Origin of the sequence: Nocardia yamanashiensis NBRC 100130 (assembly GCF_001613325.1) — a bacterium.
GTDB lineage: Bacteria > Actinomycetota > Actinomycetes > Mycobacteriales > Mycobacteriaceae > Nocardia > Nocardia yamanashiensis.
On record NZ_BDCD01000006.1, the window covers coordinates 11,923 to 37,782 of the forward strand.

Genomic DNA, 25,860 nt, shown 5'->3' on the forward strand with positions numbered 1-25,860 from the left:
CGCTCCCGGCCCCCGATGATCGGGGCACCGTTCGCCCGTCCGGTTGAGCACACCGGCGATTTACATCTGGTCGGCCAGCCGATGCACCCGGCCGCGCGCCACGAGTTCGACGGTGGTGGCCACCGCGCACGATTGCGCCAGCAGCAGGCCTACCAGGACCAGGATCTGGACGGCGGCGGCTTGGACGGCGGAGCCGCTGGCGAGGAGCACGCCGACGAAAGCGCCGGGGAGGGTGACCAATCCGACGGTGCGGGTCTGGTCGACGCCGGGGAGCAGGGCGGTGGTCGCGGTCGGGCGGATGATTTCGAGGCGGGCGTCGCGGTCGGTGAAGCCCAGGCTCATCGCGGCCTCGACTTCACCGCGGCGCAGTTCCAGGGTGTCGAGGGCGGCTTTGGCGGACAGCGAGGTGGCGGTCATGGCGCCGCCGAGGACTATTCCGCCGATGGGGACGATCGCGACGCCGGTGAGGGGAACGACGCCGCTGATCAGCATGGCGGGCAGGGTGGTGAGGGTTCCTGTGGCGAGCGCGAGTGTCAGCCAGCTCGCGGATCTGCCCGCGCGGGCCCGGCGTGCCGAGGTGACCGCGGCGGCGCCGAACATGACCGCCAGCACCAGCAGTGATGACCAGAGGTGGGCCAGCGCGGCGGCGAGTACGAGTGCGACGACGGCCAATTGGAGGACGGCGCGGGCGGCTGCTGTCGGGGCGGTACTGATCGGGCCGAGTCCGGCGAGCCGGTAGACCAGCGCCGTGGCCAGTACCAGGACCGTGCACAGGATGATCAGTCCGGCATCGGGTGTCACCACGGTGTTCAGGCCGCACCTTCGATTCGGGGCTCGTCGGCGGAGCTCACCTGGGTGCGGCGCTGCCACCTGATCTCCATCCTTCGGTATCCGAGCAGGCAGATGCCGAGCCAGAGTGCGCCGAGCAGCCAGCCGCCGAGCACATCGGTGGTCCAGTGCACGCCCAGATACAGGCGGGAGAGTCCCACCGCGAGAACGAATATCGCCGCCGGTATTGCCACGGCGAGCCGGGCGCGCCGGGTACGCAGCAGGCTCACCACGACGATGGTGACCGCACCGACCACCACGAAGGACCCGAGGCTGTGGCCGGAGGGGAACGCCGGGTTCGTCACCTCCACCAGGTGATCGGCGACCGGCGGCCGGGCTCGGCCGACGGACCGCTTGCCGAGGTAGGACAGCCACGATCCGCCGATGCCCGCGACCACCACGAACAGCGCGGGCAGTCGATGGCCGAACCAGAGCAGCGCCACGCTCACGGTCAGGGCCACGAGCGTCATCGCCGCGCCGCCGCCCAGGTCGCTGACGGTCCGCATGGCGGAGGTCAGAGCCGCCGATCGGTGATCGACCATCCAGTCGAGAACAGGCTGATCGACCCGCTTGGTGTGCCCGGCAACGACATTCAAGGTGAGCGCGGCCAGCACGGCCGCCGTGGCCACCAACAGCAGCACCGGAACGGTCACCAGGCGCAACGGTGCGTTGTCGGCGCTCGCCGTGACGAGATGGATCCACGACCGCCCCTCGGCCCTCGCCGAGCGCCGTCGGCTTCCGGCCGGGGCGGTGTCCGCGCGCTCAGTCTCAGGCACCTGGGCCACCCCCGTGAAGGTATCCGCCTGTGCGTTGAACACGGGGATTTTGACCGCAGCCAAGTGGGCGTCCGCAACGAAGCGGCGTCCGCGTGTGCACGCCGGGTTCTCGATCTAGTCGGTATCCCATCCCGGCCATTGTGTCCCAGCCGCTGGCACGATCGACACCGAGGTGATCGATGCCGCAGTATGTGGATCGCGGGCGTGCCGGTCGATCAAGGGTGTAATGGCGGGCGACCATGGTCATGTCGTGGCTGACGACAAGAACCGCGGTATGGCGAATGATCGGCAATGCTCGAGCAAGTCCATGATCGACGCGGCCGTGGCGGCATCCAGGCGTCGGGACCTCCAGGATCTTGGGGTGGCGGGCACGCCGAGTAGCCCGGATCATGGCGGCATGACCGGGTGGGGACTGGTGGTACTCGCGCCTATCGCTGCGATCACCGCCGCACTGACAAACGCCTACGTTTCCCGCACCAAGGCGGAGAAGCCGATCAGCGATCTACACGCCACGCTTGCAACCCTGACCATGACACTTTCGGACCTGCCTGCGGAGGCATCCGGTCGGGAGCCTGTTGTGGCCGCAATCGCCCAGGTGACATATCAATTGGAGCGACAGCATCGCCTACTGAGCATGCGTGAAGAGGCGCTCGAGCGTGCCCGCTCGTCCGTGAAGGGCCTTCTCGTCCTTTCGTGCGTTTGGCTGCTTTTCGGGGTGGTCGGCTCGCACGGCGACGTTTCGGTGATGCTGTCCGATCCTGGGTTCTTTCAATGGGGAGCCTTTTTCATGATTTCCGGGCTGATACTCGGCAGGTTCGACGCATGAGCTCGGTAGCAGGTGTTGAGCTGGGCCGGGCATCGGATCGGTCAAACCAGCAGGGATCGTGTTTCCGGAGCCGCCGGTGCGGCGAGCACGGCTGCCGTGTCGCCGCGTTCGACCACCCGGCCTGCGGCGAGAACCAGAATTCGGGTGCAATGGCGCGCGACGACGGCCATGTCGTGGCTGATGACGAGAAGTGCTGTGTTCCGGGTGGTTCGGCAGTGTTCGAGGAGGTCCATGATCGCCGCAGCGGTGGCGGAGTCCAGTGCCGAGGTGATTTCATCGCAGATGAGGACGTCCGGTTCGGCGGCGAGGGCGCGGGCGATGGCGACGCGTTGGCGTTGGCCGCCGGACAGCTCGTCGGGGTATCGGTTCAACATCGATCGATCGAGGTCCACGTCGGCGAGCAGGTCGGCCGCGCGGTCAGTGATGGCCGGGCGCGCGGTCAGGCCGTTGAGCCGCAGAGGGCGCGCGAGTGTCTGCCCGACAGTGTGTTTCGGATTCAGGGTGGAGAGCGGATTCTGAGGGATCAACTGGACGCGGCGGCGGTCGCGTCGAGAGCGGCGCGCCTTTCCGACTGCCAGCCGGTGCCCATTCACTTCCAGCTCGCCGCGGGATTGGACATGGATACCTGCCAGCACCCGTGCCAAGGTCGTCTTTCCCGCACCGGACGGGCCGACCACCGCGACGGACTCGCCCGCCGCAAGGTCGACAGCGACGGACTCGAGCAAGGTTCGCCGCCCTGCCCAGGCACGTAGGTCGTTGCTGCGCAACGCAATCGAGATGCCGGGGGCAGCGACACGAGCCTCCGGCGTAAAGCGCGCCGGCATCGGCCGGCTCGTTCCCAGTGGGATCACGGTGTCGGCGACGCGATTCAGGACTTCGGTGTCGTGCCCCGAGACCAGTACCGTGACGCCGTGATCGGAGGCGAGTGACCGCAGCAGTTCAGCGATTTCGGTGCGCAGCTGTGCGTGTAGCCCCGCCAGCGGCTCGTCGACGATCAGGACGCCGACCTCGCGCACCATCGCGAGCGCGAGTGCCAATCGGCGTTGTTCGCCGCCGGACAGCTCGCCCGAACGCTTGCGCAGGCATTGCGCCGGCAAGCCCACGCGATCGAGTACACGGGCGGCGTCGGATCGCGGCCCTGCCTCGCGGAAGAGCGCATCGATGCGCATCCGCGGGTTCAGGGCGGCGCCGGGATCCTGGGTCACCAATGTGAGATGCCGACGGCGGAAACGCTGCAGCGCAGCCGATCTCAGCGCGAACATGTCCTGGCCGTCGACATGCACCGTGCCTCCGGCGCGGACGGTGCCGGACGGCAGGTGCCCCAGGATCGCCCGCATCAGCGTGGTCTTACCGGATCCCGAAGGACCGGCCAGTGCGGTGACGCTACCGGCGGGCAGTAGCAGTGAGGTCGGGGCGAGCAGCTGAGCGCCGGCAGCCGAACGCACGCTGAGATTTTCGACGATCACCCGAGCGGTCATAGACTGCGACGCCCCCGTCCGAATGCCGCTACGGCGACGTTGACGCTGACCGCGAGCAGCCCGATCGCGAGGCTGGGCGCCAGCACCGCCGCGGGGTTGAGCAGAATTCCCGAGGCGTTCTCGCGCACCATGACCGCCCAATTGGCATCGCCGAGAGTGGCGGGCAGTTGCAGGAACGCGGCGGTGCTGACCAGATACATCGCCTCCACGAAACGCAGGCCGAGCTGGGTGATGAACGTTTCACGCAGGTTGGGCAGCAGTTCGCGAAAAACGATGTAGCCCAGATGTTCTCCGCGAGCTACGGCGGCTTCGATGAATCCCGATCGTGCTACTCCGCTCGCCGCGGCGGCGAAAACGCGTGCGGTGTAAGGGGTTCCCGCGATCACCGAGACGGCGATCAGTCCGGGCGCACCGGATTCGGGCCAGGAGAGCATGAACAGCAGGATCGCCAGTACCGGCGGCAGCAGCATGCCCAGGTCGGCGGCGCGTTCGATCCAGGCGCCCAGGCGTGGGCGCAGCGCCGCGCAGGAACCGAGCAGGGCAGCCAGCCCGGTCACCAGCAGTGCGATGGTCGCGGCGAGCAGCAGCAGACCCCAACCGCCGCACAGCAATTGGCTCCACACGTCCCGGCCGAGGCGATCACCGCCCAGCCAGGCTTGACCGCCGGGGCGCTGGAAGCTGATCCCGATGCCGTGATCGACCGCGTAGGGGGCGAGTGCGGGCCCGGCGAGAGCGAGCGCGCCGATCAGCACGGCCGGGACGACCGCGAGCCACCAGCGCCGCCGCCGCGTGACCGGCATCGTGTACTCACCCGTCACGACCGCCCTCGATTCGCCCACGCGCGCACCGCATCCGCCGCCAGCAGCACGCACATGATGGTGGCCCCTGTCATGGCGACGACCGCCGCGACCAGCGCGGTGTCGCGATCGGAAACCGATCCGGCGATCATCGCCCCCATGCCCGGGTAGTTGAACACCGTCTCCACGACCAGTGCTCCGCCGAACAGCGTGCCGACCGAGGTCGCGAACGAAGTGGCGATGGTCGGCAGCGCGAACGGCAGGATATGGCGCAGCAGCACGGTCCGCTCCGGAAGTCCGTTGAGCACAGCGGCTTCCACATGCGGGGCGGTGGCCGCGTCGGTGACCGCGCCGCGCACCACCCGCAGATTCCATGCCGACTGCGGGATCGCGAGCGCGGCGACCGGAAGGATCAGCATCGACGCGTTCGCCGGATATCCCGACCGGTCGGTGAAGGTGACCGCGGGCAACCAATCCAGCCACAGCGCGAACACCAGCACCAGCAGGGTCGCCACCACGAATTCCGGAATGGCGATGACGAACGCCGAACCCGGCTGGAGCAGCCGAGCCGCCAGACCCCGTGGCCGTGCGGCCCACCACAACCCGCACAGCAGCGAAATCACGATCGTCACCGCCATCGCCGTCGAGGCCAGCAGCAGGGTCTGCGGGAACTTCGACGCCAGCAGGTCATTGATCGGCACTCCGCGTGCGGTGGTACCGAAGTCACCGGTGAGCACGCCGCTGAACCAGTGCCAGAAGCGCACCGGCAGTGGACGATCCAGCCCCAGCTCGTGTTCCTTGGCCGCGATGCGTTCCGGTGTGGCGTCCCGGCCCAGCACCGCACGCGCCGCGTTGCCGGGCAACAGGTTCACGACCACGAACACCAGGGCCAGCAACGCGATCAGCAGTCCCAGCCGTCGCGCGATCAGTCCGGCGAAACCGATCAATTCGACATCCACACCCGTTCGAGCTGCACGCGCCCGTACCCGCCCAGCCGGGGCAGATCGCGCACCGACCGCGCCGCCACATCGATCCCGTCGGCCATGCCCCACACGATGTATCCGCCGCGCTCGTGCTCGATCCGCTGGATCGTCCGGCTGGCCGCGGCGAACTTCTCCCCGGCCGGTGCCGCGAGGGCATCGGTGTACGCCTGGTCGAAAGCGGCGTCGTTGAACCCGGTTTCGTTCCACTTGGTGCGCGAGTACATCACCTTGCTGGCGAAGAACACCACCGAATCGTTGGTGCCCCAGTTCGCGGTGTACAACGGCGCTTTGAGCCAGGTCCGATCGTAGAAGGCGTTCGCGTCCTGCACGACGACCTCGATCGCCACCCCGATGTCCTTGGCCTGGCTCGCGAACACCTTCGCCGACTCGACCTCACCGGGCGCTTCCTGCTTGGTGATCAGCTGATAGGTCTTCCCGGTGTCGAACTTGGCCTCGGCGAGCAACTGTTTCGCCCGGGCCACATCGCGGGTGCGCTGGGCGATGGACTTGTCGATGCTCGGGTCGGCGGTGCCCAGCACATCGTTGCCGATGGTGCCGTAGCCCGAGAGCACCTGGGCCACCATGGCTGGACGGTCCACCGAAAGGCGCAGCGCCTCGCGAACTTTGGGGTCGGCGAAGGGGCCGTCGGAGGTGCGCATCGCGATCACGACCGCGATATCGTCGGGCCGGCGGATCACCTGCAGATCGCCCCGGCCCTCGGCGGTGCGCCCGGCGATCGCACCGACGCTCGAAGCCAGATCGATCTGCCCGGCCAGTACCGCGTTCGCCATCGACTCCGGGCTCTCGAACAAGGTCACCTCGATCGCGTCCAGCAAGGGAGCGCCGCCGTGCCATGCGTCGTTGCGCACCAGGCGCGCATTACCGTTGGCGTAGCTGTCGAGCTTGAACGGCCCGCTGCCGACCGCCTTCGTGAAATCGGTGGTGCCCTTCGGCACCGTGAAGGTCATGAGCCGCAACAACAACGGCAGCTGACTGTTCGCGCTCGCACAGGTCAGCACCACCGCGTTCGGGGCCGCGACCTTGATGTCGTCGACGGAAGCGACCGGGACCTTGGTCTCCCCCGCGATCTCCCGCAACCGGCGCAGCGACCACACCACGTCCTCCGCCGTGACCGGTCGCCCGTCGTGGAAGGTGGCGCCGTCGGCGATGGTGAAGGTCCAATTGCGCTGCGCGGCATCGGATTCCCACTTCGATGCCAGGCGAGGCGCGACATTCGGGTCGGCTCCGGGAACCGTCAGCGGATCGTAGACCAGCGACATGATGAGAAAGTCGCTGTCGTTGCTGAGGGTGGCATGGGGATCGCGTTCGGCCTTGGCGGACTTGCCGATCGCGCCGACGCGCAGGGTGCCGCCGCTGCGAGGTGCGCCGGGGTCAGTGGACATGTCGCTGCCGCAGGCGGCGAGCGTCAGGATCGCGCCGAGTCCGAGGCCGGCTTTGAAGAGCTGACGCCTGTTCACATCCACTGCCGACCCCATCCACGTCACGATATTGATAGGTTAGCCTCCGCTAACTCGGCATAGGCTAGCTTGGCGACTATCGCCAGGCAACATCCTCTCCGCCAGCAGCGTCCACACCGGGGTCTTGCCGGAAACAGAGCGTTCCCCACTGGAATCCGGCTCCGATGGCGGACAGGACGAAGGTGTCTCCGGGGTGCACGCGATGCTCGGAACGGGCTCGATGCAATGCGGTGAACACGCCCGCGGACCCGGTGTTGCCGAGGGTGTCCAGGGTGATCGGGGCTCGGTGCATGGGCACGCCGAGTTCGGTCATGGCCGCGGTGAGGATATTGAGGTTGGCCTGGTGCAGGAAGAAGTGGTCGATGTCGGTGACGGCGAGCCCGGCCCGGTCGACGGCGGTGCGGATGCTGTGCGGCAGGCGGCTGGTGGCCGTCTCCCAGACCGCGCGACCGTCCATGCGCAGGAAATGCTCGCGCGCGGCGACGGTCCGGTCGGTGGTCGGCAGACGGGATCCACCGGCGCGGATCTCCACGCTGTCTGACAGCTGAGATCCGAAGTCCCAGGACAGGATTCCTGCGCCGGGCGACTTGCTACGGGTCAGCACGACGGCGGCCGCGGCGTCGCCGAAGAAGACGCCGGTGGTGCGGTTGCGCGGGTCGGTGACCCGGGACGCGCAGTCGGCGGCGATCACCAGCACCGCGTGCGCCGAGACCTGCAGCAGGTGCCCGGCCAGCAGCATCGCCTGCAGGCCGTTGGCGCAGGCGGCCTGGGTGATGTCGATGGGCAGGGCGCGGTGCGCGCCGATTCGTTCCTTGACCATCAAGGCCGTCGAGGGCAGGGGCTGGTCGTAGGTGTAGGTCGCGACGATGACGGCGTCGAGTTCGCCGGGTGCGATGCCCGCGTCGGCCAGTGCCGCCGGGGCCGCCGCGACGCACATGTCCGAGACGGCCAGTTCCGGTGCCAGGCGGCGGCGTTCGCGAATGCCGGTGCGGCTTACGATCCACTCGACCGAGGTGTCCAGCGTCTGGGTGAGTTCGGCATTGGTGACGACGGTGGCGGGCAGATGAACGCTCGAACCCGCCACCGCCATCGGCAGCGGGCGGGCGAGCTGCGCTTCGAGTGCGGGCGAACGCGGCTGTTCGGCCGCCGTGCACGCGATGGTCATGCGTGGATCCCGTCTTTCGTTGCGGCGGTGTTGCATTCGGGGGCGATCAGCTGGTCCAGGTCCACATAGAATCGCCCGGATTCGCACGGGGCGCCCAGCAGGATGCGCCGGGCGGCCGCGGTGACCAGGGCGCCGCCGAGCGCCACATCGGAGGCCAGTTGCGGCCAGCTGCTCAGTGTCCGGCCGATTTCGCCGAAGGAGGCGGCGAGTTCGGGGCTGATGCGTTCGGGATCGACCATGGCCAGGATGAGATCGGCCTTGGCCTGGGCGGTCAGCTCGCGTATCTCGGCGGCGCGCAGGTCGCCGATTCTGCCGTGCAGCAGCGGCCGGTCGGGTTCCAGATCGAAGCGCTCGATGTCGAGCATGCCGCGATCGTTGCAGTCCATGATCACCGGAATCCCCAGTGCACGTGCGTATTCCCGGGCCGCGACCTTGATGTAGGGGGTATCGCACTCCTCGACCAGGAGATCGATCGGGGTGTCGTCGCCCTGGAAGAACTCGATCATGCCGTCGTCGGTGAGCCCGGCCGTCATGATCTCGATGTCCAGGTAAGGGTCGATCTCGTACATCTGGCGCGCGCACAGCACCGCTTTGCCGAGGCCCACGTGGTGTACGCCCGCGCGCAGCCGGTTCATGTTCGACAGGCTCAGCTCGTCGAAGTCGGCGAGCCGGAACGCGCCGCCCACGCCTTCGAGCGCCAGGGTGACGGCGGCGCTGTTCCCGACGGACAGTCCGATGATCCCGATGCGGTGCTCGCGGAGCCGGCGTTGCTGCGGGCGTTCGATTTTCCCGCGATTGCGATCGGCGCGCACGAGCCGGAACTCCTCGCGCGGCAGGACGTGCACCAGGCGGCCCGACCACGGGTACCAGAACCAGCTGCCATAGGCCCACGGCTCCACCCCGGCCAGCTGTTGTTCGATCTTGCGCTCGAGTTCCGGGCCGGTGTGGCGAAGCTGGGGTTCGCGGCAGCGGATCAGTTCCGCCAGTTGACTGTCGATGGTGTCGCACACTTCGGTGACCCGCTCCGATTCCAGCAGCGCGGTGAGCGCGGCGTAGTCGGCGGCGTGCGCGGGTTCGAGCAGAACGGGTTGCCACACTTCGCGATCCGGTGCGGCCGCCGCGGTGAGCGGTACCGGCGCGGGCCGGTTTCCGGTCTCCTCCGATGTCCAGGCGATCGGGTCCTCCGCCACGAGGGCGGGGAACTGATCGCGCAAGGTGGCCACGAGGTCGGTGTATTCCCCGGCGCCGTCGGCGGTCCGGTGCAGCAGGATCACCACGTCTTCGGTGTATCGCTCGACATAGCAGCGGGTTCCGGGCAGCGGGTGGAATCCGAAGCGCCCGTGGAACAGGTCCTGGCCGTCTTTGGTGCCCGAGGTGCCGATCATCAGCTTGGCGCCGAGATGGTGTGCCGCGCCGATGGCGAGCGCGTTCAGATAGACGCCCAGTCCGAGTTTGCGGGCTCGATGCTCGACCACCAGCCGGCTGTGTTCGTAGGTGTCGGCGAGCCCGGCGTGCTCGGCGGCGAGCACCTGCCGGTATCGCGGTTCGCCCAGGTGCGCGCGGGACTGGAACAGATCACCGGTCTCCGGTGTGGACAGGCGGATATAGCCCAGCACCGGACCGCCGGGATGCCGGCGGGCGATGAAATGCCATGCACCGTAATCCAATTCCTGGTCATCGACATGGGCGCCGCTGAGGTCGCGGAATTCCGGTCGCCTGCCGTGGTCGTAGAGGATCCGGGCGCGCAGTTCGCGGATCCGGTTCACCTGTTGCGCGTGCTCATGGCCGTGCCGCGGTATCTGGAACGCCGAAACATGCCACCGCACATCATGATCGCGGTCACGGATATCACGTCGTTCGATAGACATGCGAAATCCGCCAGTTGCCGACACGGCAAGGGTCCTTTCCGGAAGGTCGTGCATCGAGTGAGTGAGCGACTGTGGGCCTCGAAGCGTTCGGTGCCGCCGGCTTCGGACCACATGCTCGATAGCCAGATATTAGCTGACGTTGCATCAGGCTACCGGATTGCAACCTCTTGCGGCGCGGCGAAATTCGTCCGAGAGGGTCCCAACAACGGAGATTCTGTCCCAAAACCGCCAGGACAGTCCGGCGGCAATCCCGATGCCAAGTATTAGCTGTCGAACTTCGCTGAAACTGGCCGAATACAGTTGATCGGGATCAGATCGAGTCGTCGCGGGCGTGGTCGGAGTCGAGCCAGGCCAGGGCAGCCGCGGTGAGCGCGGTGATGCCACAGTCGAGTGTCGGCTCGGCGAGCGGTGCGAAGTACGGCGAGTGGTTCATCGGAATATCGAGCTCGACGGTGCCCCGCTGTTGCGCCGCCGCGACTTTCGCCGGATCCGCACCGCCGAAGAACCAGAACGACAGCGGCGCGCCGGCAGCCTCGGTGAGAACCCCGACATCCTCGCTGGCGGGAAACGCCCCCATTTCCCGGACCTGCTCCGCACCGAGCGCGGCGCACAGCGCGGCCCGGGTCCGGTCCAGCGCCACCGGATCGTTCACGGTGATGGGCAGCCGGGTCAGCTCTTCGATCGTCGGCATCCGATCCGCGCCCGCGGCTTCGGCTTCCGCGCGCACGATCCGCCGCACCGCCGCGAGCACGCGGGTTCGCACTTCGGGTGAGTACGTGCGAACGCTGAGGCCGAGCCGGGCCTCGTCGGCGATGATGTTCTCCTTAGTGCCCGCGTGCAGAGTGCCCACGGTGACGACCGCCTGGTCCGTGGCAGCGATCTCACGGGACACGATGGTCTGCAGGCGCAGCACGGTCGCCGCGGCCAGCACGATCGGGTCGACCGTCGTCTCGGGCCGCGAACCATGCCCGCCGCGACCGTGCAAGGTGATCAGCAGACTGTCGTTCGCCGCCAGGATCGCGCCGGCGCGCGTCGCCACGGTGCCCACCGGAATCGGCAGGACATGCTGGGCCAGTACGATTTCCGGCCGCCCGAAACGCTCGAACAGCCCGTCATCGACCATCGCCTGGGCGCCCGCGCCGATCTCCTCGGCCGGCTGGAATACCCCCAGCACGGTCCCGGACCAGCGGTCCCGGGACGCGGCCAGCCGCTCGAGCGCGCCGAGCAGGCAGACGGTGTGCATGTCGTGCCCGCAGGCATGCATGAGCGGCCGCCCCTCCGGATCGGTGGCGACCGAGGCGTACGGCAATCCGGTTTGCTCGCCGACCGGCAGCGCGTCCATGTCCGCGCGCAACAGGATCAGCGGACCGGGCCCGTTCGCCAGCCGGGCGACCACTCCCGTCCGGCCGACGCCCTCGACCACTTCGTAGCCGAGCGACTTCGCACGCCGCGCGACCAGCGCCGCGGTGCGGTGTTCGGCGAACGAGAGTTCCGGATGGGCGTGCAGGTCTCGGTACAGTTCCGCGAGATCGTTGCTGACCCGGGCGACGCGACTGTTGATCGGCGGCACCCTGTCAATGATCCACCGTGCCAGGAGGAACAGAACAGTTTCCCGGTTTTCCGTCCACCGCTTCGCGAAACCTATCGGTACCTTCGCGTCGAGGGCTACGCTGTGCGATAACTCATGTGCTTTTCAGACGATCGAAACGGTGATGGGATGAACACGGATCTTGCGACGGATCAGCCCCACACCTCTCGGGTCTACGACTACTTCCTCGGCGGCAAGGACAACTACGAGGCCGATCGCCAGGCCGCGGAGGAAATCCTGAAGGTATGGCCCGACATTCGGGTCGCGGCGCGGGTCAACCGCCAGTTCATGCAGCGCAGTACGCGATTCTTGGCCGAGACCGGCATCCGGCAGTTCCTCGATATCGGCACCGGGATCCCGACCGAACCCAACCTGCACCAGATCGCGCAGGCGACGGCCCCCGACGCGAAAGTCGTGTACGTAGACAATGATCCGCTGGTGCTGGCGCATGCCCGCGCGTACATGACGGGCACCGAACTCGGTGCCACGACCTATCTCTACGGCGATGTCACCGATCCCGGCTCCATCCTGCAACCGCCGGAACTGAGCGATTTCCTCGATCTGAGCCAACCGGTCGGTTTGAGCATGATCGCCCTGCTGCACTTCGTCGAAGCCGACGTCCCCGCCCTCCTCTCGACCTTCCTCGACGCCCTCGCCCCCGGCTCCTACCTCGCAATCTGCACCATCACAGCCGATTTCGCCCCCGACGCCGTCCTGCGCGCCCAGGACGTCTACCGCGTCCGCAACCTCCCCGCCCAGGTCCGCACCCACGACGAGGTCACCTCCTGGTTCGCCGGCCTGGACCTGCTCGACCCGGGCGTCGTACCGCCCCACAGATGGCGCTCCGGCGAAACCACCGACTTCTCCCCCGCCTTCGACGCCAAGGTCTCCTGCTACAGCGGCGTCGCCCGCAAACCCTGACCGAGAACGCACTGCATACGCATCGGCGGCGGCAGCGCCTGGCCGCCGCCCTCGAACGTATGTGATCGATCAGTCGAAAATGCCCACCGCGACGCCGGCGGTGAACGAATCCCATGCCGCAGGCGTGAAGAGCAGCGCCGGACCGGCGGGGTCCTTCGAATCACGCACGCCGACAACCCCTCCCGCCAGCCATGCGACTTCGACGCAATCCCCCTGGCTGCCGCTGTGGCTGCTCTTGAACCACACTGCTCCCGATAGGTCAGTGGTCATCCTCGAACTCCTTCGTGACTCGACGAACCAGCTCGCGGGTTGGTCCGTCCTCGAGCGCGGTGCTACGAATTGCCGTCGCCAGCTCACTGTAAAGCCGTACCTCGTCGGCCTTTTCCAGATAGACGTCCTGGGTCGGACCGCCTTCGATGTACACGATGGGCGGCTCGACATTGTCGCCATTGGCGTCGAATTCGAGCAGTGTGAACGCTCCGCGCGGCATGCCCCAGGTCAGTCCGGCGGAGAACGGGTGGATCCGCACCGTCACATTGGGCAGCTTCGACACCTCGGCGATGTGCCGCAACTGAGCTGCCATGGTCGCCCGGCCACCGATCACCCGGTGCAACGCCGACTCGTGCAGCAGCACCTCCAATTCGATGGGCCGCGTCTTGCGAGTCACTATGGCCTGCCGCTTCATTCGATGCTCGACCCGGCGGTCGATATCGCTGTTGCTGGTGAACCCCGGGTAGGCACCGATGACAGCCCTGGCGTACTCGGCAGTCTGCAACAGCCCCGGCACATGTTCGTGGTAGGTGATCAACCGGCGCGCGGCGGCCTCGAGACCGGTGTACATATTGAACGCGTCCGAGTACAGCCCGCCGTACGCGTGATACCAGCTCTGGGTGCGCGCGATCGTCGCGAGGTCGATAGCGGCCCGAAGCTCGGCAGCGCCGACTCCGTAGATCTCACACAGGGCACGCACATCCTGCTTACGCACCTTTTGCGTTTGCCCGGCCTCGATCCGCTGCAGCGCCGACGCCGACAGGTCGGACAGCTTGGCGGCCGCCGCGATCGTGAATCCGTTGGCATCCCGGCATTCCCGTAGAAACCGGCCGAGTTGCCGCCTCGGCAAGGTGGAACCCGCCGCCGCGCCGACCGGGTCTGAATCCTCATCGCTGGCCATACCGACTTCCTCATCGTCGAAACCGGGTGGATCGGGTCACGAAATCGGGTGCTGCATAGAGCATTATCGGGCAGGGCCCTGGCCTTTCGGGTGACTTTCGATCGGGTACCCGATTTCTCTCGAACCGGTTCTTCGATGGTGGTGTGCTGGTCTCACAACAGCGGCAGGGAGGAGAGCTCAATGTCCGGCAACAACCCGTGGTCGGTTCAATCCATCATCGAACGCATCGAAGCCGATCGGTCGTACACCCCGGGCGGCCGGCGGCCACGACGGCGTCCCGCTCCGCATCGCAGACTCCGGCGAAACTCATGGCGACATGCCCTCGCGGCACTCGAAGTGGCGTTCTTCGGCCACAGCACAATGCGATTGGCGGGCCGCCATGCCGCACGATGACCCCACCGGAATCGAACTGCAAGTCATCCAGGATGTCCTCGACACCGTGGAGACCCGAATCCGCGCGGCCGAACAGTGCGGACTGCGCCTGACGGTACCGCGCTCCCGCGTCTACGCCGCAGTCCTCCTCGCGGTCATCGTGAGCGCCCGGGAAACCCATCGCATCCCAGCCACACTCGACCACGCGGCGATCCTGGACGAAATCCTCGACGGCGCGGAACCATTCGGCACACCGGGTGCGAATCAACCCGTAGAGCAGGTAATCCGCAACCACGCCACACCGGTGAACTGAACCTCACGCAGCTACTTCGCGGGCCGGAGATGGCCGGCCAGGGTCAGGAACAAGCGCAGGTTCCCCATTTTCGCTTTCGGAACCATTGCGATCGGCCGGAAGCGACCACGCTTGTAGACGTCGATGGTCTTGCTCCAGCTATCGATGTCCTTGATCTCATCCCACGCCGCAACATGTTTCCCGGCCCGTATCCCGTGCGCGTCGACGGTCAGCTCACCGAACGTGAGGCTCTCGCCGCGCCCGAGACCGGCTAGCGCGGCCCGCACCGTGCGAGTGAAGACCACCCCCGCAGCCTCACGCATATAGAAGGCATAGCGGTTTTCAGTCCAATTCGGATCGGTTCGTGTCTTCTCGGGGTCCCAGTAGGACCCGGTGAATCGCGTATGAGTGCCGTCAGGGCGGGTGAAGGTGTAGTCGAACGAGGAATGCTGATAGAGCGCGTTCAGGAAGTGGTCGGTGACATCAGGCACGACCTGATCGAACGAATCCCACACCGCGACTTCGATTTGCTGATGTTCCTCCCATACCCGCACCACGCCAGGGTCATAGGCGTACACCGTGGTACCGACGTTCGTACCGTCGAACACTCCCTTCCTGACCTTGTGCACGAACACATCCCGCAGCGACCCGAAGCCGTACTCCTGGGCCACCCGCGTCACTTCCGCGGGCACCGACGCACCGGACGTCATCCACTCCCCCATCCCCTCGATTTCCGACCGAAGTGTATTGCGGGACAACAACGTCTCGCACCCCGGCAGACCGGTCGGTGCCGGTCTGCACGGTCAGTGCCGGCAGAGCCATTCGGTGCCGTAGTGCCCGGCGTTGCCGCCGTCGAGGTGCACCCAGTGCCCGTCGCCTTCGCATGCCGCGCCCTCGACGCGGTCGTTGTTCGGCGGCGGGGTGGTGGTTTCCACCGGCGGTGGGGTGGTGGAAATCTGAGGAGGCGTGGTTTCGGGGCCGGCTCCGTGGTTGGGGTTGGTGCAGATGGTGCCTTCGCACGGCACCCAGGTGCCGTCGCCGTTGGGGTTCGGGATGGCGTTCGGGCCGATGTAGGAGCCCCGTGGGCAGCCGGGGTCCTGGTTCTTGGCGCAGTACTCGGCGCTGAGACCGTTGCCGGTCGAACCGTCGGCGCCGCGTCGGTCGGTGGTCGGCGCGGGCTGGGGCACGGTTGTGCTGGGCGCGGCCGTTGTCGTGCTTGTGGCGGGCACGCTTGTCTTGGCGCTGGTGCTGGTGGCGGGCGTCGAATTGTCGTTCGAGCACGCCGCGGCGGTCAGAACCAGGATCATTCCCGCGAGAACTGTCAAAGAACGCTTCATTGCCATTCCCCTTGTCGTGTGGGCGGACTCGGCTCCGATGGGTACTGCACGCTCGGCGAAGGTCGCGACCGTCAGCGGCACACCGCGTCGCTGATCGCCTGAGAGACCGGCAGTAGCGGGCTGGCCTGGCCGCCGGTGGCTTCCACCAGGAACACGAGCGGATAGGCCACGAGCGAGCACACCGGCGACGGGGGCGCGGGAGTGGCTTGCGCGACGCCGGTCGCGGCCACGGTGGCGGCGGTGAGCGCGCCACCGACAAGGGCTGCTCCGAGGAGTTTGCGCATGGGTTCGGCTCCTTGTTCTCGTATCGGGGCTAGGTGTCCGACATCGGGAAATCCGCGCCGCCGATCGTTAACTGATGACTTGCTATCTCTAGGTGATGTGATCAGTAGACTTAAACATCAGACGTATGTCAAGATCTATGAAGATTCTTTCCTGTGCTGTTCAGAGCGATCATGAGGAGCGAACGCAGTGGCCGATCTGCCACGGATCACGCGCAACACCACCCTGTCGCAGCGCGTTGCCGAGGAATTGCGCTCTCGAATTTCCTCCGGTGAATGGCCGGTCGGCACCAAGATCCCGCCCGAGCCGGAGCTGATCGAGGCGCTGGGAGTGAGCCGCAGCACAGTGCGGGAGGCGGTGCGGTCGCTGGCGCAGGTGCGCATGCTCGAAACCCGACCCGGGGACGGCACCTACGTGCGCGCGGACAATCCGCTGCAATTCCCGCTGCTGGATCGGATCGCCCGCGCGCAGGTCCGCGACGTCTTCGAAATCCGGGTCATGCTCGAGGAACACGCCGCCCGCCTGGCCGCGCAACGCTGCACCCCCGACGGCGCGCGACGGCTGCGGGAACTGCTCACCGGCGTCGATACCGCCGCCGCACAAGCACATTCATTCGCTGACTTGCTACCCGCCGGGCTGGCGCTGTTCCGCGTCATGAGCGAGATCAGCGGCAACGAGCTCCTCGCCGAGCTGTATCAGCACCTGGCCGCCCAGCCCGTCGACCAGCTCGACGAAAACCCCGTCAGCCAGGCCTACCTCGCGCGCTGGCGTGAGCAGATCGGCGACCTCGTCGATGCCATCGCCGCCAACGACCCGGTCCGCGCCGAGCGGACGGTGCGAGCTCTGCAAACCGACGCCATCAACGAAATGCCATGACCTCCCGCATCCCAGCGCGGCCGTGACACGAAAGGAGTTGCCACACATGCGATTCGGTGTCTCGATTCCCAACTACGGCGCGGCCGTCTCCCCCGATCGCCTCACCGCGTGGGCACAGGGCAGCGAACGGCTCGGCTTCGACCTGGCCATGGTCACCGACCATCTCGCTCAGCCCGCCGACGTCCGCCGGGCCTACCCCGAAGACTTCTACGAATCCTTCGCCACCCTCACCTACCTGGCCGCGGCCACCTCCACGATCCGCCTCGGCACCTCGGTCACCGTGCTGCCGCTGCGGCACCCCGTACAGACCGCCCGCGCGATCGCCACCATCGACCAATTGAGCAGCGGGCGAATCGTTTTCGGCGTCGGCGTCGGCGGCAACGAACAGGAATACCACGCCCTGGGAATCGACTACACCCGCCGCGGCGCGATCACCGACGAATACCTCACCGTCCTGAACCAGCTGTGGACCGGCCGCCAGACGAGCTTCCACGGCCAGTTCGTGACCTTCGACGACCTGCTCGCCACCCCCTCACCACGACAAGCAGGCGGCCCGCCCCTCTGGTTCGGCGGCAGCGCCAAACCCGCACTACGCCGGGCGATCACCCACCACGGCACCTGGCACCCGGTCTTCCCCACCCTCGAGACCCTCGACGCCGGCGCCCGCCACGCGACCGCACTCGCCGAAGCATCCGGCGTACCCGTGCCACCGATCGCACCCCGAATCCGCCTGTCGATCACCCCTGCACCCCATCCGGAACCAAACCGCCCACTAGGAGTCGGCTCGATCGAACAAATCACCACCGACCTCCACGAACTCGCCGCCCGGGAAATCCACACGGTCGTCTTCGATCCCGTCCACCACCCCTTCCTCCCCGACGCCCCCGCGTCCCGGGACAACGACCGGGACGCCCACGAATGGGCAGCCATCGAACAACTGGCCACCGAGATCCTCGCCGGTAGCTGGGCGCGTAACGGGAGCGGCAGCTGATTCACTACGGTGCAACCGCTTTCGGCTTCACCGTCGCGGCGAGCCCGTCGAGGAGCAGGACGATCGGCAGCAGCGCGGCCATGACGCCGAGCGCACCCAGCGGCGGCAAGTGGCCGACTACGACCGTCATCGAGAGCAGAATCGTCGCGGCGAGCAGACGCGGGCGGATGTCCACCCCGGCGACGCGCCGGGCGAACAGGGCGGTCCCAACCAGATAGACCGCCGCGCCGCCGGTCAGCGCGAGGGCACCGAACCACCCGAGGGGGCGCGTACTCGAGATGTGGGCCATGGCGACTTCGATTCCCAAGGCGGACAGGATGATTCCGGCGACGATGGGAAAGTGCAGCAGGCTGTAGCCGTGCTGGGCGGCGCGGGCTCGGTCACGTGAGCCGAGTCGGGACAGTGCCTGTTCCGCGGTCTCGGTCGGTCCGCTGAAATAGCCGCGCCACAGTCCGATGGCGATCGCGATCGCCAGCAGCACGCCCGCCAGGAGTGGGAGATCGATCGGACCGGCGGCGACGCCGATCGCCACGGTCGATTCACCGAGCGCGAGAATGACCACCAGGCGGTGCCGTTCGACGAAATGCGCGGTCGAGCCGATGCGGCTGCGCACGCCCCAGGTGGTCAGATTGGCGATGATCGGTTCGATGGTGACCGCGGCCAGTGCGCACCACACCTGCCATGGGGATCCGAGCAGCGCACCGACCACCAGCAGTGCGCCGGAGGGGATCAGCGAGCAGCACACCGTTCCCACCACTTCTCGCCGGGCTTCGCGACCGCCCACCGAAGTGACCAGGTAGACGGTCAAATGGGTCAGCCGGGCGATGAGGTAGGCCGCCACGAAGACCAGCGGGCCGGACAGTCCGCTCGATCGGTCGCCGTAGGCTTCGGGCACCACGACGGCCACGACGAACACGGCCGCCATGCCCGTGAACATGGCGACGCGCACGAATCCCTCGTCGGCGTGCAGCTGATTGGCCAGCCAGCTGTAGGCCGTCCACGACCACCACAGCAGGGCGAGCACGATGAGACCCTGCAGGACGCCCATCGGCGTGTGGGCGTCGGCCATCAATCGGCTGACTTGGGTGAATCCGAATACGTAGGCGAGATCGAAGAAGAGCTCCACGGGGGTGACCCGATCGCCTTCCACGCTCGCGACCGCTGTCGACGATGCCGGCCGATGCTCTCGCACCGCGTGCACCCTGGCTCGACGCCTCACCGAACTGCGCTCCTCGATGTACATCCCTGATTGTGTTCGCCATTCACGCGTGACAGTGACCGGAAGTCAACAAGATCAGCAGGATCGTGCAAGTACCCGCGACTTCTGTGCTAACGCCACCGATCAGCGCGCTGGTTACATGGAAATCGGCCTGGATTCCCCAGTCCACCGAGAACGGGAGGTCATCTCATGGCCGACGACATACGAAGCGCGATAACACTTTTCGTCAATGGCAAAACGCAGGAGCTGGAGGTGGACCATCGCCGGACGCTGCTGGACGCGCTGCGCGGCGACCTCGGGCGGACCGGCCCCAAGAAGGGCTGCGATCACGGCCAGTGCGGCGCCTGCACGGTCCTGCTGGAGGGCCGCAGGATCGTGTCGTGCTTGACGCTGGCCGTCGCGGCCCACGACGCGCGGATCACCACGATCGAGGGCCTCGCCGACGGTGACGCGCTGTCGCCGCTGCAAGCGGCCATGCTGCGCCAGGACGGCTATCAGTGCGGATTCTGCACGTCCGGACAGATCTGCTCGGCGGTCGGCATGCTGTCCGAGCATGCCGAGGGCTGGCCCAGCGCGGTCACCGCCGACGTCGCACCGGACCGGCCGGTCGCGGAGCTCGACGCCGCCGAGGTGCGAGAGCGGCTGAGCGGCAACCTGTGCCGCTGCGGCGCGTATCCGGCGATCGTTCGCGCCGTGCTGGAAGCGGCCGCGCCGAACGGGGAACCGTCGTGAAGGAGTTCGGCTACGACCGCCCGACCGAGGTGGAGGCGGCGCTGCGATCGGTCGCTGGTGACGGAGCCCGATTCCTCGGCGGCGGAACGAATCTCGTGGATCTGATGAAGAGCGGCGTGGAATCGCCGCGCCGGCTGGTCGATGTCCGGTTCCTGCCGCTGGCGGGGATCTCCGCGACCACCGACGGCGGACTGCTGCTCGGAGCGACGGCGACCAACAGCGATATCGCCGCGCATGTCGAGGTGCGCCGCAGGTATCCCGCACTGTCACAGGCGATTCTGGCGGGTGCGTCCGGGCAGCTGCGCAATATGGCGACGGCGGCGGGAAATCTCTTGCAGCGCACCCGTTGTGCGTATTTCGCCGATCCGGCCGAGCCGTGCAATCGGCGGTCGCCGGGCACCGGATGCGGCGCGCTCACCGGTGAACACCACAATCACGCGATTCTGGACTGGACCGAAAGCTGTGTCGCCACCCACCCTTCCGATATGGCGGTCGCATTGGCGCTCTTCGACGCCGACGTGCACTACCGGACCCCGGGAACCAGCGGGACGGTGCCGTTCGCGCGGTTCTACCGTCCGGTCGGCGACACCCCGCACGAGGAGACGATGCTGCCCGAACATGCTCTGATCACCGGCATCACGCTCGCTCCGGTCACGCCGGCGCTGCGATCGCGCTACCGCAAGGTTCGCGAGCGCGCCTCCTACGCGTTCGCGACCGTGTCCCTGGCGGCCGCGCTCGAACTGGACGGCGACCGAATCGCCGATGTGCGGCTCGCCTTCGGCGGCGTCGCGGCCCGGCCATGGCGAGCCCGCACCGCGGAGCGGCTGCTGCGTGGTGGCCCGGCCACCCCGGAACTCTTCCGGGCGGCCGCGGACGCCGAGCTGTCGGCGGCGCGGCCGCTGCGCGACAACGCCTACAAGGTGGCACTCGCCCGCAATCTCGTTCCGGCGGTGCTGGCCGACCTGGCCGACGCCGGAAACCGTTGACCCGCTTGGAAGAAGGACCGCAGTGCATACACCTCCACGATCAGCACCACCGGAATCCGGGCGCGCCGGCGCGCTGGGCGTCGCCCGCACCCGCCTGGAGGGCCCGGGCAAGGTCACCGGTGAAATCCGTTACGCCGCCGATGAACCGGTCGAGAATCTGGCCTTCGGGTACCTGGTGACCTCCCCGGTGACGCGCGGGCGCATCGGTCATATCGCCGCCGACGCGGTGCGGGATATGCCGGGCGTCCTCGAGGTCATCGACCACACCAACGCGCCGCGCCTGAACCCGGCGGCGGGCTCGTTCTTCGGCCCGGACGGGAACCTGCAACTGCTGCAATCGCCCGAGATCCCTTACGCGGGTTGGCCGGTGGCGCTCGTCGTCGCGGAAACCTGGGAGCAGGCCCGGCACGCGGCGGCGGCCCTGCCGGTCGAGTACGAGTCCGGCGCCCACGATATCGCCTTCTCCGCCGACCACCCCGCCGCCCGCCCGGCCCTGGACCTGTTCGGTCCCGAAGCGGCCCTCGGCGACCTCGAGACCGAATTCGACGCCTCCGCCGTGCTGATCGACGAACGGTACCGGACGCCCGAAGAGTATTGCAGCGCAATGGAACCGCACTGCGCCACGGCGTGGTGGGACGGCGCGGATCTGCACGCCGTCGACACCAATCAGGGTCCGTGGATCGTGGCCGGTGCGCTGTCGGCACTGTTCGAACTGGAGCCGAGCCGGGTACACATCCGCGCCGAACACGTGGGCGGGGGCTTCGGATCCAAGGGGCTGTGCGGACCACAGCTGATCCTGGCGGTGATGGCCACGACGCGGACCGGGCGACCGGTGCGGGTCGCCTTGAGCCGCAACGACGTATTCCTCATCACCACCATGCGCCCGCCGACCGACCAGCGCGTGCGCATCGGCGCGGATCCCGACGGGCGCTTCCGTGCCCTGCATCACGAGGCGGCGTTCGCGATCTCACCGCTCGTGGAGTACATCGAGGGCTGTACCGAACTCACCAAAACCCTCTACGCCGCCCGCGCCATCCACACCGGCCTGACGGCGGTGCCCGTCGACACCGTGCCGCCGTACTCCATGCGCGCCCCCGGCACGGCCCCCGGCTCGTTCGCCCTGGAATCGGCCGTCGACGAAGTCGCGGAGCGGCTGGGCCTGGATCCGGTCGAACTGCGGCTGCGCAACGAGCCCGCCGCCGGACCGGTCTCCGGGCTCCCGTTCAGCAGTCACCAGGTCGGCGCCTGCCTGCGGGAAGGAGCCCGCCGCTTCGGCTGGTCCGCGCGCGATCATCGGCCGCGACGCCGCCGCGAGGGGCACCTGCTGATCGGAACCGGCATTGCGGCAACCAGTTTCAGTGTCGGAGCGTTCCCCTCGTCCGCGTCGATCACCGCCGAAGCCGACGGCACCTTCACCGTGAGCATCGGAGCCGCCGATATCGGCACCGGCGCGCGCACCGCGCTCACCGCGGTCGCGGCCGATGCGCTCGGCGTCGATATCGGCCGGATCCGGCCGATCCGGATCGCCGACAGCGATCTCGGCGCGGCCTGGAGCGCGGGCGGATCCCGCGGCACCACCTCCTGGACGTGGGCCATCACCGAGGCCGCGGCCCGGTTGCGGGAGGTGATCGCCGAGACACCGCTGCCCGCCACCGCGACGGTCGATACGACGAATCTCCTCGGGGCACTGGCTGATTGCGAACGCCACGCCTTCAGCGCCGTCTTCGCCGAGGTCACGGTCGACCCCGCGACCGGTGAGGTGCGGGTGCGCAGGCTGCTCGGCATGTTCGCCATCGGCCGGGTCATCAACCCGTTGCTGGCGCGCAGCCAGGTGGTCGGCGGAATGATCGGCGGACTGTCCATGGCCTTGCACGAGGAAGGCGTCCGCGACCGGGTCACGGGCCGGTTGATGAACGCGGATTTCGCCGGCTACCACATCGCCGCCCACGCCGACGTGCCCGAGATCGAAGCCGATTTCGTGCCGGACCACGAGCCCGGAATTCCGTTGGGCGTCAAAGGCGCCGGCGAGATCGGCAATGTCGGGACCGCCGCGGCGATCGCCAATGCGGTCTGGCACGCGACCGGGGTCCGCCAGCGCACCCTGCCGTTGCGGCTCGACCGGCTGTTGGAAGCGCCGGTCGGATGAACACGAACACGCCGCGGGTGCTCGGCCCGCGCATGCTGGGCGAGGTCTGGCCGTTCGTGGACGACCACCACCGGGCGGGCCGGGCCGTCGCCTTGGCCCGCCTCGTCGGACGTGACGGTCCCGGAGCCCGGCCGTTGGGCGCCACGATGGCGGTGGCCGCCGACGGCAGCTGGCGCGGCTCGGTGTCGGGCGGCTGCATCGAGGGCATCGTGCTCGACGCGGCTCGCGAAGTGCTCGACACCGGACGCGGGCGCATGCTCACCCTGGTGCCGGGCGACCAGCTGCTGCCGTGGGAAACCGGCCCGGCCTGTGCCGGGGAACTGCGGGTGCTCGTCACCGCGGCGCCACCGGATCCGGTGCACGCCGCGATCACCGCCGCGCTGGCGCACGACACCGCACTGACCGTCAGCCTGGGGCTACTGCCTCCGTATACCTGGTGCGCCACAACGGATCCGGACCCGGCGGCCGCGGCGGGCCCGGCGCTGATCGAGGTGATCTCGGGCCGGCGCCGGCTCGTCCTCGCGGGCGCCACCGACCTGGCCGCAGCCATCGCCGAATTCGCCGCGGCCATGCAGTTCGCGGTCGTCATCGTGGATCCGCGCGGCAGGCATCTGGAGTCGGGAGCCTTCCCCGCTTCCGCGACGCTGGTGCGCGGATGGCCGGCCGAATGGCTGACCGCCCATCCGCTGCGCCCGTACGATGCACTCATCGCGCTGAGCCATGACCCGCGCATCGACGACAGCGCCTTGCGCACGGCTCTCGCGGGGCAGGCGGAATTCGTTGCCGCGCTGGGCAGCAGAGCCACGCACGCGGACCGGCTGCGGCGGCTCGCCGCGACCGCCGGTCTGGATCGACTGACGGGGCCGGTCGGCCTCGATCTGGGAGGGAGCACCGTTGCCGAAACCGCACTGTCCATCCTCGGAGAACTCGTCGCCAGCGGCAACGGCCGTTCCGGCGGCCCGCTCCGGAACGGCACCCGATCGATCCATCCCCGCCCCGACCTCGCCTCCGCCTGAAGGGCACCGTCCGCACGAGCGCCGATGTGCCGCGGATTGCGCTGCCGGGGCGCGGAATCGGGCGGCGAGCCTCGACGAGCTGTGCGACATCATGGACCGTCACGCCCGCCCGGATCTGACGACCGCCATCGACGCGGTCAGGATTTTCAAGGCCGTCGCGCCCCAACCGCCCAGAACGGTGACCTATGGCCGGGTCTTCGCGCTGGTCGGGCAGGGCACCAAACGATTCGCCCTCGGCGAGCGCATGTACGAGCATCGCGCCGGGCAGTATCTCATTGCCTCGCTGGACCTTCCGGTGGTCAGCCACTTCATCGAGGCCGCACCCGGCCGTCCGGGGCTCGGGGTCGGCATCGATATCGAGCCCGCCGAGATCGTCGAACTGCTCGTCCGCGCAGCGGCCGGCCTGCCCGAGATCGCCACGCTCACCCCGCCCGGGCTGGCGGTCAGCGACGCCGACGACGAGCTGATCGACGCCGTCTTGCGCCTGCTGCGACTGCTGGACCGGCCGGGCGATATCGCGATCCTCGCCCCGCTGATCAAACGCGAGATCCTGTGGCGGCTCATCACCGGCGAACAAGCCGCGATGCTTCGCCAATTCGGTACGCCCGAAAGCAATCTCAATCGCATCGCCACCGCTATCCATTGGATCAGAGCGCATTACCAGCTGCCGTTCCGCGTCGAGGATCTCGCCGCCCGGGTGGCCATGAGCGCTTCGGCCTTCCACCGCAGTTTCCATGCCGTCACCACGATGAGCCCGGTCCAGTTCCAGAAGCGAATTCGGCTATACGAGGCGCGCCTGCTGCTCATCGCCAATCCCAGCGACGTCACCGGCATAGGCCGAAAAGTCGGCTACGCCAGCCCCTCTCAGTTCACCCGGGAGTACCGGCGTCAATACGGTGCTCCGCCAAGCCATGACGCCCGGGAATTCCAGTCCGCCTCGGTGGCCCGGACCGGGACCTGAGGATCGCGGCACGGCTACCTGGACATGGGTGACCGGTTGCCGTAGCGTGAGGTCAGGTGCCCGATCCGGGCAGCTGTGTGCGGTTCGATGTTCAGACGACCGCCTTCCACCAGGTATCGCTCAGACGTTTTCGACTCGGGAATTCCGGCATCGATCCAGCTGTCGACCCCTTTCAGCAGTTCCAGGAAAGGCACGTTTGAGGTCGCGGCAACACGCACGCCGACGCGATTCCGAATACGCACGGAGGCTCGCGAAGTGAATTCCGATGAGCCCGACGATCGTGCGGCGGATCCGCGGCCGCTGCGTGCGCGGATCAATACCACCCCGCCGCATACCGGATGGTTCGATGGCGCTTGGTGGCCTTACGGGCGGAATCTCACCGCCGAATTGCCCGCGCTGCTGGCGAATCTGACGACTCTGATCGGCACGGTCCATCGCGTGGCCTATCACCCCGCGGACTGGGACCCCGCGCCGAACGAGTTCGAAACCGGCGGCACCTGGGTGCGGCTGGACGGCTTCGACCGCAAACCGACCCGGACCCTCGACATCCTCGGGATCGCCGGCGCCAGAATCGGTTTGGTGGTCGTCCCACCGCACACCACGCCCGAGATCGCTCACGCCGCCTTGGAGACGGCAGCGACCCTCGGCGACACATCCAAGATCGAGCAACTGCTCCGACCTCAGGCCGACGGCACCGACACCGTCTGACCGAATCAGCCCGAACATCCGGGCTCACCAATCGACAATCTGGAGAACACCCTTGAGTCAGCC

At 67.9% G+C, this 25,860-nt stretch carries 25 protein-coding genes and 1 pseudogene; 11 read left to right on the forward strand and 15 right to left on the reverse strand.

Annotation, left to right across the window (positions count from 1 at the left end; translation table 11 throughout):
• Positions 1–60 precede the first annotated feature (60 nt).
• Together NY1_RS05930 and NY1_RS05935 are read right to left on the reverse strand one after the other, a co-directional pair.
• Positions 61–813, reverse strand: a complete 753-nt coding sequence (locus tag NY1_RS05930) for an ABC transporter permease (RefSeq protein WP_067709508.1) — start codon at positions 811–813, stop codon at positions 61–63.
• Positions 810–1,604, reverse strand: a complete 795-nt coding sequence (locus NY1_RS05935) for a phosphatase PAP2 family protein (RefSeq protein ID WP_157762057.1) — start codon at positions 1,602–1,604, stop codon at positions 810–812. Before NY1_RS05935 ends, NY1_RS05930 begins: the two co-directional genes overlap by 4 nt.
• A gap of 250 nt (positions 1,605–1,854) precedes the next feature.
• On the opposite strand from NY1_RS05935, the gene NY1_RS05940 reads away from it, so the two are divergent.
• Positions 1,855–2,430, forward strand: a complete 576-nt coding sequence (locus NY1_RS05940) for a hypothetical protein (RefSeq protein ID WP_157762058.1) — start codon at positions 1,855–1,857, stop codon at positions 2,428–2,430.
• Positions 2,431–2,471: 41 nt separating this feature from the next.
• On the opposite strand, the gene NY1_RS05945 is transcribed toward NY1_RS05940, so the two are convergent.
• The 7 genes from NY1_RS05945 to NY1_RS05975 form a co-directional block, all read right to left on the reverse strand.
• Complete coding sequence (locus NY1_RS05945; protein ID WP_169815310.1) at positions 2,472–3,896, reverse strand: ABC transporter ATP-binding protein; 1,425 nt, start codon at positions 3,894–3,896, stop codon at positions 2,472–2,474.
• Between the two features lie 8 nt (positions 3,897–3,904).
• Positions 3,905–4,747: an ABC transporter permease subunit gene (locus tag NY1_RS05950; RefSeq protein WP_233434221.1), complete on the reverse strand. Its 843-nt coding sequence runs from the start codon at positions 4,745–4,747 to the stop codon at positions 3,905–3,907.
• Positions 4,723–5,664, reverse strand: coding sequence for an ABC transporter permease (locus NY1_RS05955; RefSeq protein ID WP_233434222.1), 942 nt, complete (start codon positions 5,662–5,664; stop codon positions 4,723–4,725). Before NY1_RS05955 ends, NY1_RS05950 begins: the two co-directional genes overlap by 25 nt.
• Positions 5,649–7,184, reverse strand: coding sequence for an ABC transporter substrate-binding protein (locus NY1_RS05960; RefSeq protein WP_218028316.1), 1,536 nt, complete (start codon positions 7,182–7,184; stop codon positions 5,649–5,651). Before NY1_RS05960 ends, NY1_RS05955 begins: the two co-directional genes overlap by 16 nt.
• 58 nt (positions 7,185–7,242) lie before the next feature.
• Positions 7,243–8,331, reverse strand: a complete 1,089-nt coding sequence (locus NY1_RS05965; protein ID WP_084534692.1) for a 3-oxoacyl-ACP synthase III family protein — start codon at positions 8,329–8,331, stop codon at positions 7,243–7,245.
• Entirely contained in the window at positions 8,328–10,199 is a 1,872-nt protein-coding gene (locus tag NY1_RS05970) for a ThiF family adenylyltransferase (RefSeq protein WP_067709281.1), read from the reverse strand. The genes NY1_RS05965 and NY1_RS05970 overlap by 4 nt, the downstream gene beginning before the upstream one ends.
• Positions 10,200–10,509: 310 nt before the next feature.
• Entirely contained in the window at positions 10,510–11,769 is a 1,260-nt protein-coding gene (locus NY1_RS05975) for an amidohydrolase (protein ID WP_174567161.1), read from the reverse strand.
• Between the two features lie 147 nt (positions 11,770–11,916).
• Between NY1_RS05975 and NY1_RS05980 the strand changes: the two genes are divergently transcribed.
• Positions 11,917–12,708 carry an SAM-dependent methyltransferase gene (locus NY1_RS05980; RefSeq protein ID WP_157762059.1) on the forward strand — a complete coding sequence of 264 codons (792 nt, stop codon included), beginning with the start codon at positions 11,917–11,919 and terminating at the stop codon, positions 12,706–12,708.
• A 69-nt stretch (positions 12,709–12,777) separates the two neighbouring features.
• On the opposite strand, the gene NY1_RS05985 is transcribed toward NY1_RS05980, so the two are convergent.
• Together NY1_RS05985 and NY1_RS05990 are read right to left on the reverse strand one after the other, a co-directional pair.
• Positions 12,778–12,978 carry a DUF397 domain-containing protein gene (locus tag NY1_RS05985; RefSeq protein ID WP_067709285.1) on the reverse strand — a complete coding sequence of 67 codons (201 nt, stop codon included), beginning with the start codon at positions 12,976–12,978 and terminating at the stop codon, positions 12,778–12,780.
• Positions 12,968–13,879 carry a helix-turn-helix domain-containing protein gene (locus NY1_RS05990; protein ID WP_067709286.1) on the reverse strand — a complete coding sequence of 304 codons (912 nt, stop codon included), beginning with the start codon at positions 13,877–13,879 and terminating at the stop codon, positions 12,968–12,970. The genes NY1_RS05985 and NY1_RS05990 overlap by 11 nt, the downstream gene beginning before the upstream one ends.
• Before the next feature lie 379 nt (positions 13,880–14,258).
• On the opposite strand from NY1_RS05990, the gene NY1_RS05995 reads away from it, so the two are divergent.
• Positions 14,259–14,564, forward strand: coding sequence for a hypothetical protein (locus tag NY1_RS05995; protein ID WP_067709288.1), 306 nt, complete (start codon positions 14,259–14,261; stop codon positions 14,562–14,564).
• An 11-nt stretch (positions 14,565–14,575) separates the two neighbouring features.
• On the opposite strand, the gene NY1_RS06000 is transcribed toward NY1_RS05995, so the two are convergent.
• The 3 genes and pseudogenes from NY1_RS06000 to NY1_RS06010 all read right to left on the reverse strand — a co-directional run bounded on the left by NY1_RS06000 (position 14,576) and on the right by NY1_RS06010 (position 16,164).
• The gene (locus NY1_RS06000) at positions 14,576–15,253 is read right to left on the reverse strand and encodes a DUF6585 family protein (protein ID WP_067709290.1); all 678 of its coding nucleotides are present in this window, start codon (positions 15,251–15,253) and stop codon (positions 14,576–14,578) included.
• Positions 15,254–15,346: 93 nt separating this feature from the next.
• Positions 15,347–15,700, reverse strand: a pseudogene (locus tag NY1_RS45530) (hypothetical protein); the annotation flags it as partial.
• Positions 15,701–15,951: 251 nt separating this feature from the next.
• Positions 15,952–16,164 (reverse strand): hypothetical protein, encoded by a 213-nt coding sequence (locus NY1_RS06010; RefSeq protein ID WP_067709294.1) that lies wholly within the window; start codon positions 16,162–16,164, stop codon positions 15,952–15,954.
• Positions 16,165–16,351: 187 nt separating this feature from the next.
• Here NY1_RS06010 and NY1_RS06015 point away from each other — a divergent pair, with 187 nt between their 5' ends.
• Together NY1_RS06015 and NY1_RS06020 are read left to right on the forward strand one after the other, a co-directional pair.
• Positions 16,352–17,038, forward strand: a complete 687-nt coding sequence (locus NY1_RS06015) for a FadR/GntR family transcriptional regulator (RefSeq protein WP_067709295.1) — start codon at positions 16,352–16,354, stop codon at positions 17,036–17,038.
• Between the two features lie 46 nt (positions 17,039–17,084).
• Positions 17,085–18,029 carry a TIGR03619 family F420-dependent LLM class oxidoreductase gene (locus tag NY1_RS06020; protein WP_067709297.1) on the forward strand — a complete coding sequence of 315 codons (945 nt, stop codon included), beginning with the start codon at positions 17,085–17,087 and terminating at the stop codon, positions 18,027–18,029.
• Positions 18,030–18,033: 4 nt separating this feature from the next.
• On the opposite strand, the gene NY1_RS06025 is transcribed toward NY1_RS06020, so the two are convergent.
• Positions 18,034–19,221, reverse strand: coding sequence for a low temperature requirement protein A (locus NY1_RS06025; protein WP_218028317.1), 1,188 nt, complete (start codon positions 19,219–19,221; stop codon positions 18,034–18,036).
• A gap of 216 nt (positions 19,222–19,437) precedes the next feature.
• On the opposite strand from NY1_RS06025, the gene NY1_RS06030 reads away from it, so the two are divergent.
• The 6 genes from NY1_RS06030 (at position 19,438) to NY1_RS06060 (ending at position 25,797) form a co-directional block, all read left to right on the forward strand.
• Entirely contained in the window at positions 19,438–19,980 is a 543-nt protein-coding gene (locus NY1_RS06030) for a (2Fe-2S)-binding protein (protein WP_067709299.1), read from the forward strand.
• Entirely contained in the window at positions 19,977–20,966 is a 990-nt protein-coding gene (locus tag NY1_RS06035; RefSeq protein ID WP_067709301.1) for an FAD binding domain-containing protein, read from the forward strand. The genes NY1_RS06030 and NY1_RS06035 overlap by 4 nt, the downstream gene beginning before the upstream one ends.
• A 22-nt stretch (positions 20,967–20,988) precedes the next feature.
• Positions 20,989–23,112: a xanthine dehydrogenase family protein molybdopterin-binding subunit gene (locus NY1_RS06040; protein WP_067709303.1), complete on the forward strand. Its 2,124-nt coding sequence runs from the start codon at positions 20,989–20,991 to the stop codon at positions 23,110–23,112.
• Positions 23,109–24,128 (forward strand): XdhC family protein, encoded by a 1,020-nt coding sequence (locus tag NY1_RS06045; RefSeq protein ID WP_067709304.1) that lies wholly within the window; start codon positions 23,109–23,111, stop codon positions 24,126–24,128. Before NY1_RS06040 ends, NY1_RS06045 begins: the two co-directional genes overlap by 4 nt.
• A gap of 91 nt (positions 24,129–24,219) precedes the next feature.
• Positions 24,220–25,089: an AraC family transcriptional regulator gene (locus tag NY1_RS06050; RefSeq protein WP_067709307.1), complete on the forward strand. Its 870-nt coding sequence runs from the start codon at positions 24,220–24,222 to the stop codon at positions 25,087–25,089.
• Positions 25,090–25,344: 255 nt separating this feature from the next.
• Positions 25,345–25,797: a DUF5994 family protein gene (locus tag NY1_RS06060; protein WP_084534694.1), complete on the forward strand. Its 453-nt coding sequence runs from the start codon at positions 25,345–25,347 to the stop codon at positions 25,795–25,797.
• The last annotated feature ends 63 nt before the right edge of the window (positions 25,798–25,860 follow it).

Coding starts and splice junctions, on each gene's coding strand:
- NY1_RS06000 (WP_067709290.1), bottom strand. CDS start 15,253: ATGACGTCCGGTGCGTCGGTGCCCGCGGAAGTGACGCGGGTGGCCCAG.
- NY1_RS06050 (WP_067709307.1), top strand. CDS start 24,220: ATGGACCGTCACGCCCGCCCGGATCTGACGACCGCCATCGACGCGGTC.
- NY1_RS05970 (WP_067709281.1), bottom strand. CDS start 10,199: ATGTCTATCGAACGACGTGATATCCGTGACCGCGATCATGATGTGCGG.
- NY1_RS05990 (WP_067709286.1), bottom strand. CDS start 13,879: ATGGCCAGCGATGAGGATTCAGACCCGGTCGGCGCGGCGGCGGGTTCC.
- NY1_RS06020 (WP_067709297.1), top strand. CDS start 17,085: ATGCGATTCGGTGTCTCGATTCCCAACTACGGCGCGGCCGTCTCCCCC.
- NY1_RS05960 (WP_218028316.1), bottom strand. CDS start 7,184: ATGGGGTCGGCAGTGGATGTGAACAGGCGTCAGCTCTTCAAAGCCGGC.
- NY1_RS06045 (WP_067709304.1), top strand. CDS start 23,109: ATGAACACGAACACGCCGCGGGTGCTCGGCCCGCGCATGCTGGGCGAG.
- NY1_RS06010 (WP_067709294.1), bottom strand. CDS start 16,164: ATGCGCAAACTCCTCGGAGCAGCCCTTGTCGGTGGCGCGCTCACCGCC.
- NY1_RS05995 (WP_067709288.1), top strand. CDS start 14,259: ATGCCGCACGATGACCCCACCGGAATCGAACTGCAAGTCATCCAGGAT.
- NY1_RS06030 (WP_067709299.1), top strand. CDS start 19,438: ATGGCCGACGACATACGAAGCGCGATAACACTTTTCGTCAATGGCAAA.
- NY1_RS05965 (WP_084534692.1), bottom strand. CDS start 8,331: ATGACCATCGCGTGCACGGCGGCCGAACAGCCGCGTTCGCCCGCACTC.
- NY1_RS05985 (WP_067709285.1), bottom strand. CDS start 12,978: ATGACCACTGACCTATCGGGAGCAGTGTGGTTCAAGAGCAGCCACAGC.
- NY1_RS05980 (WP_157762059.1), top strand. CDS start 11,917: ATGAACACGGATCTTGCGACGGATCAGCCCCACACCTCTCGGGTCTAC.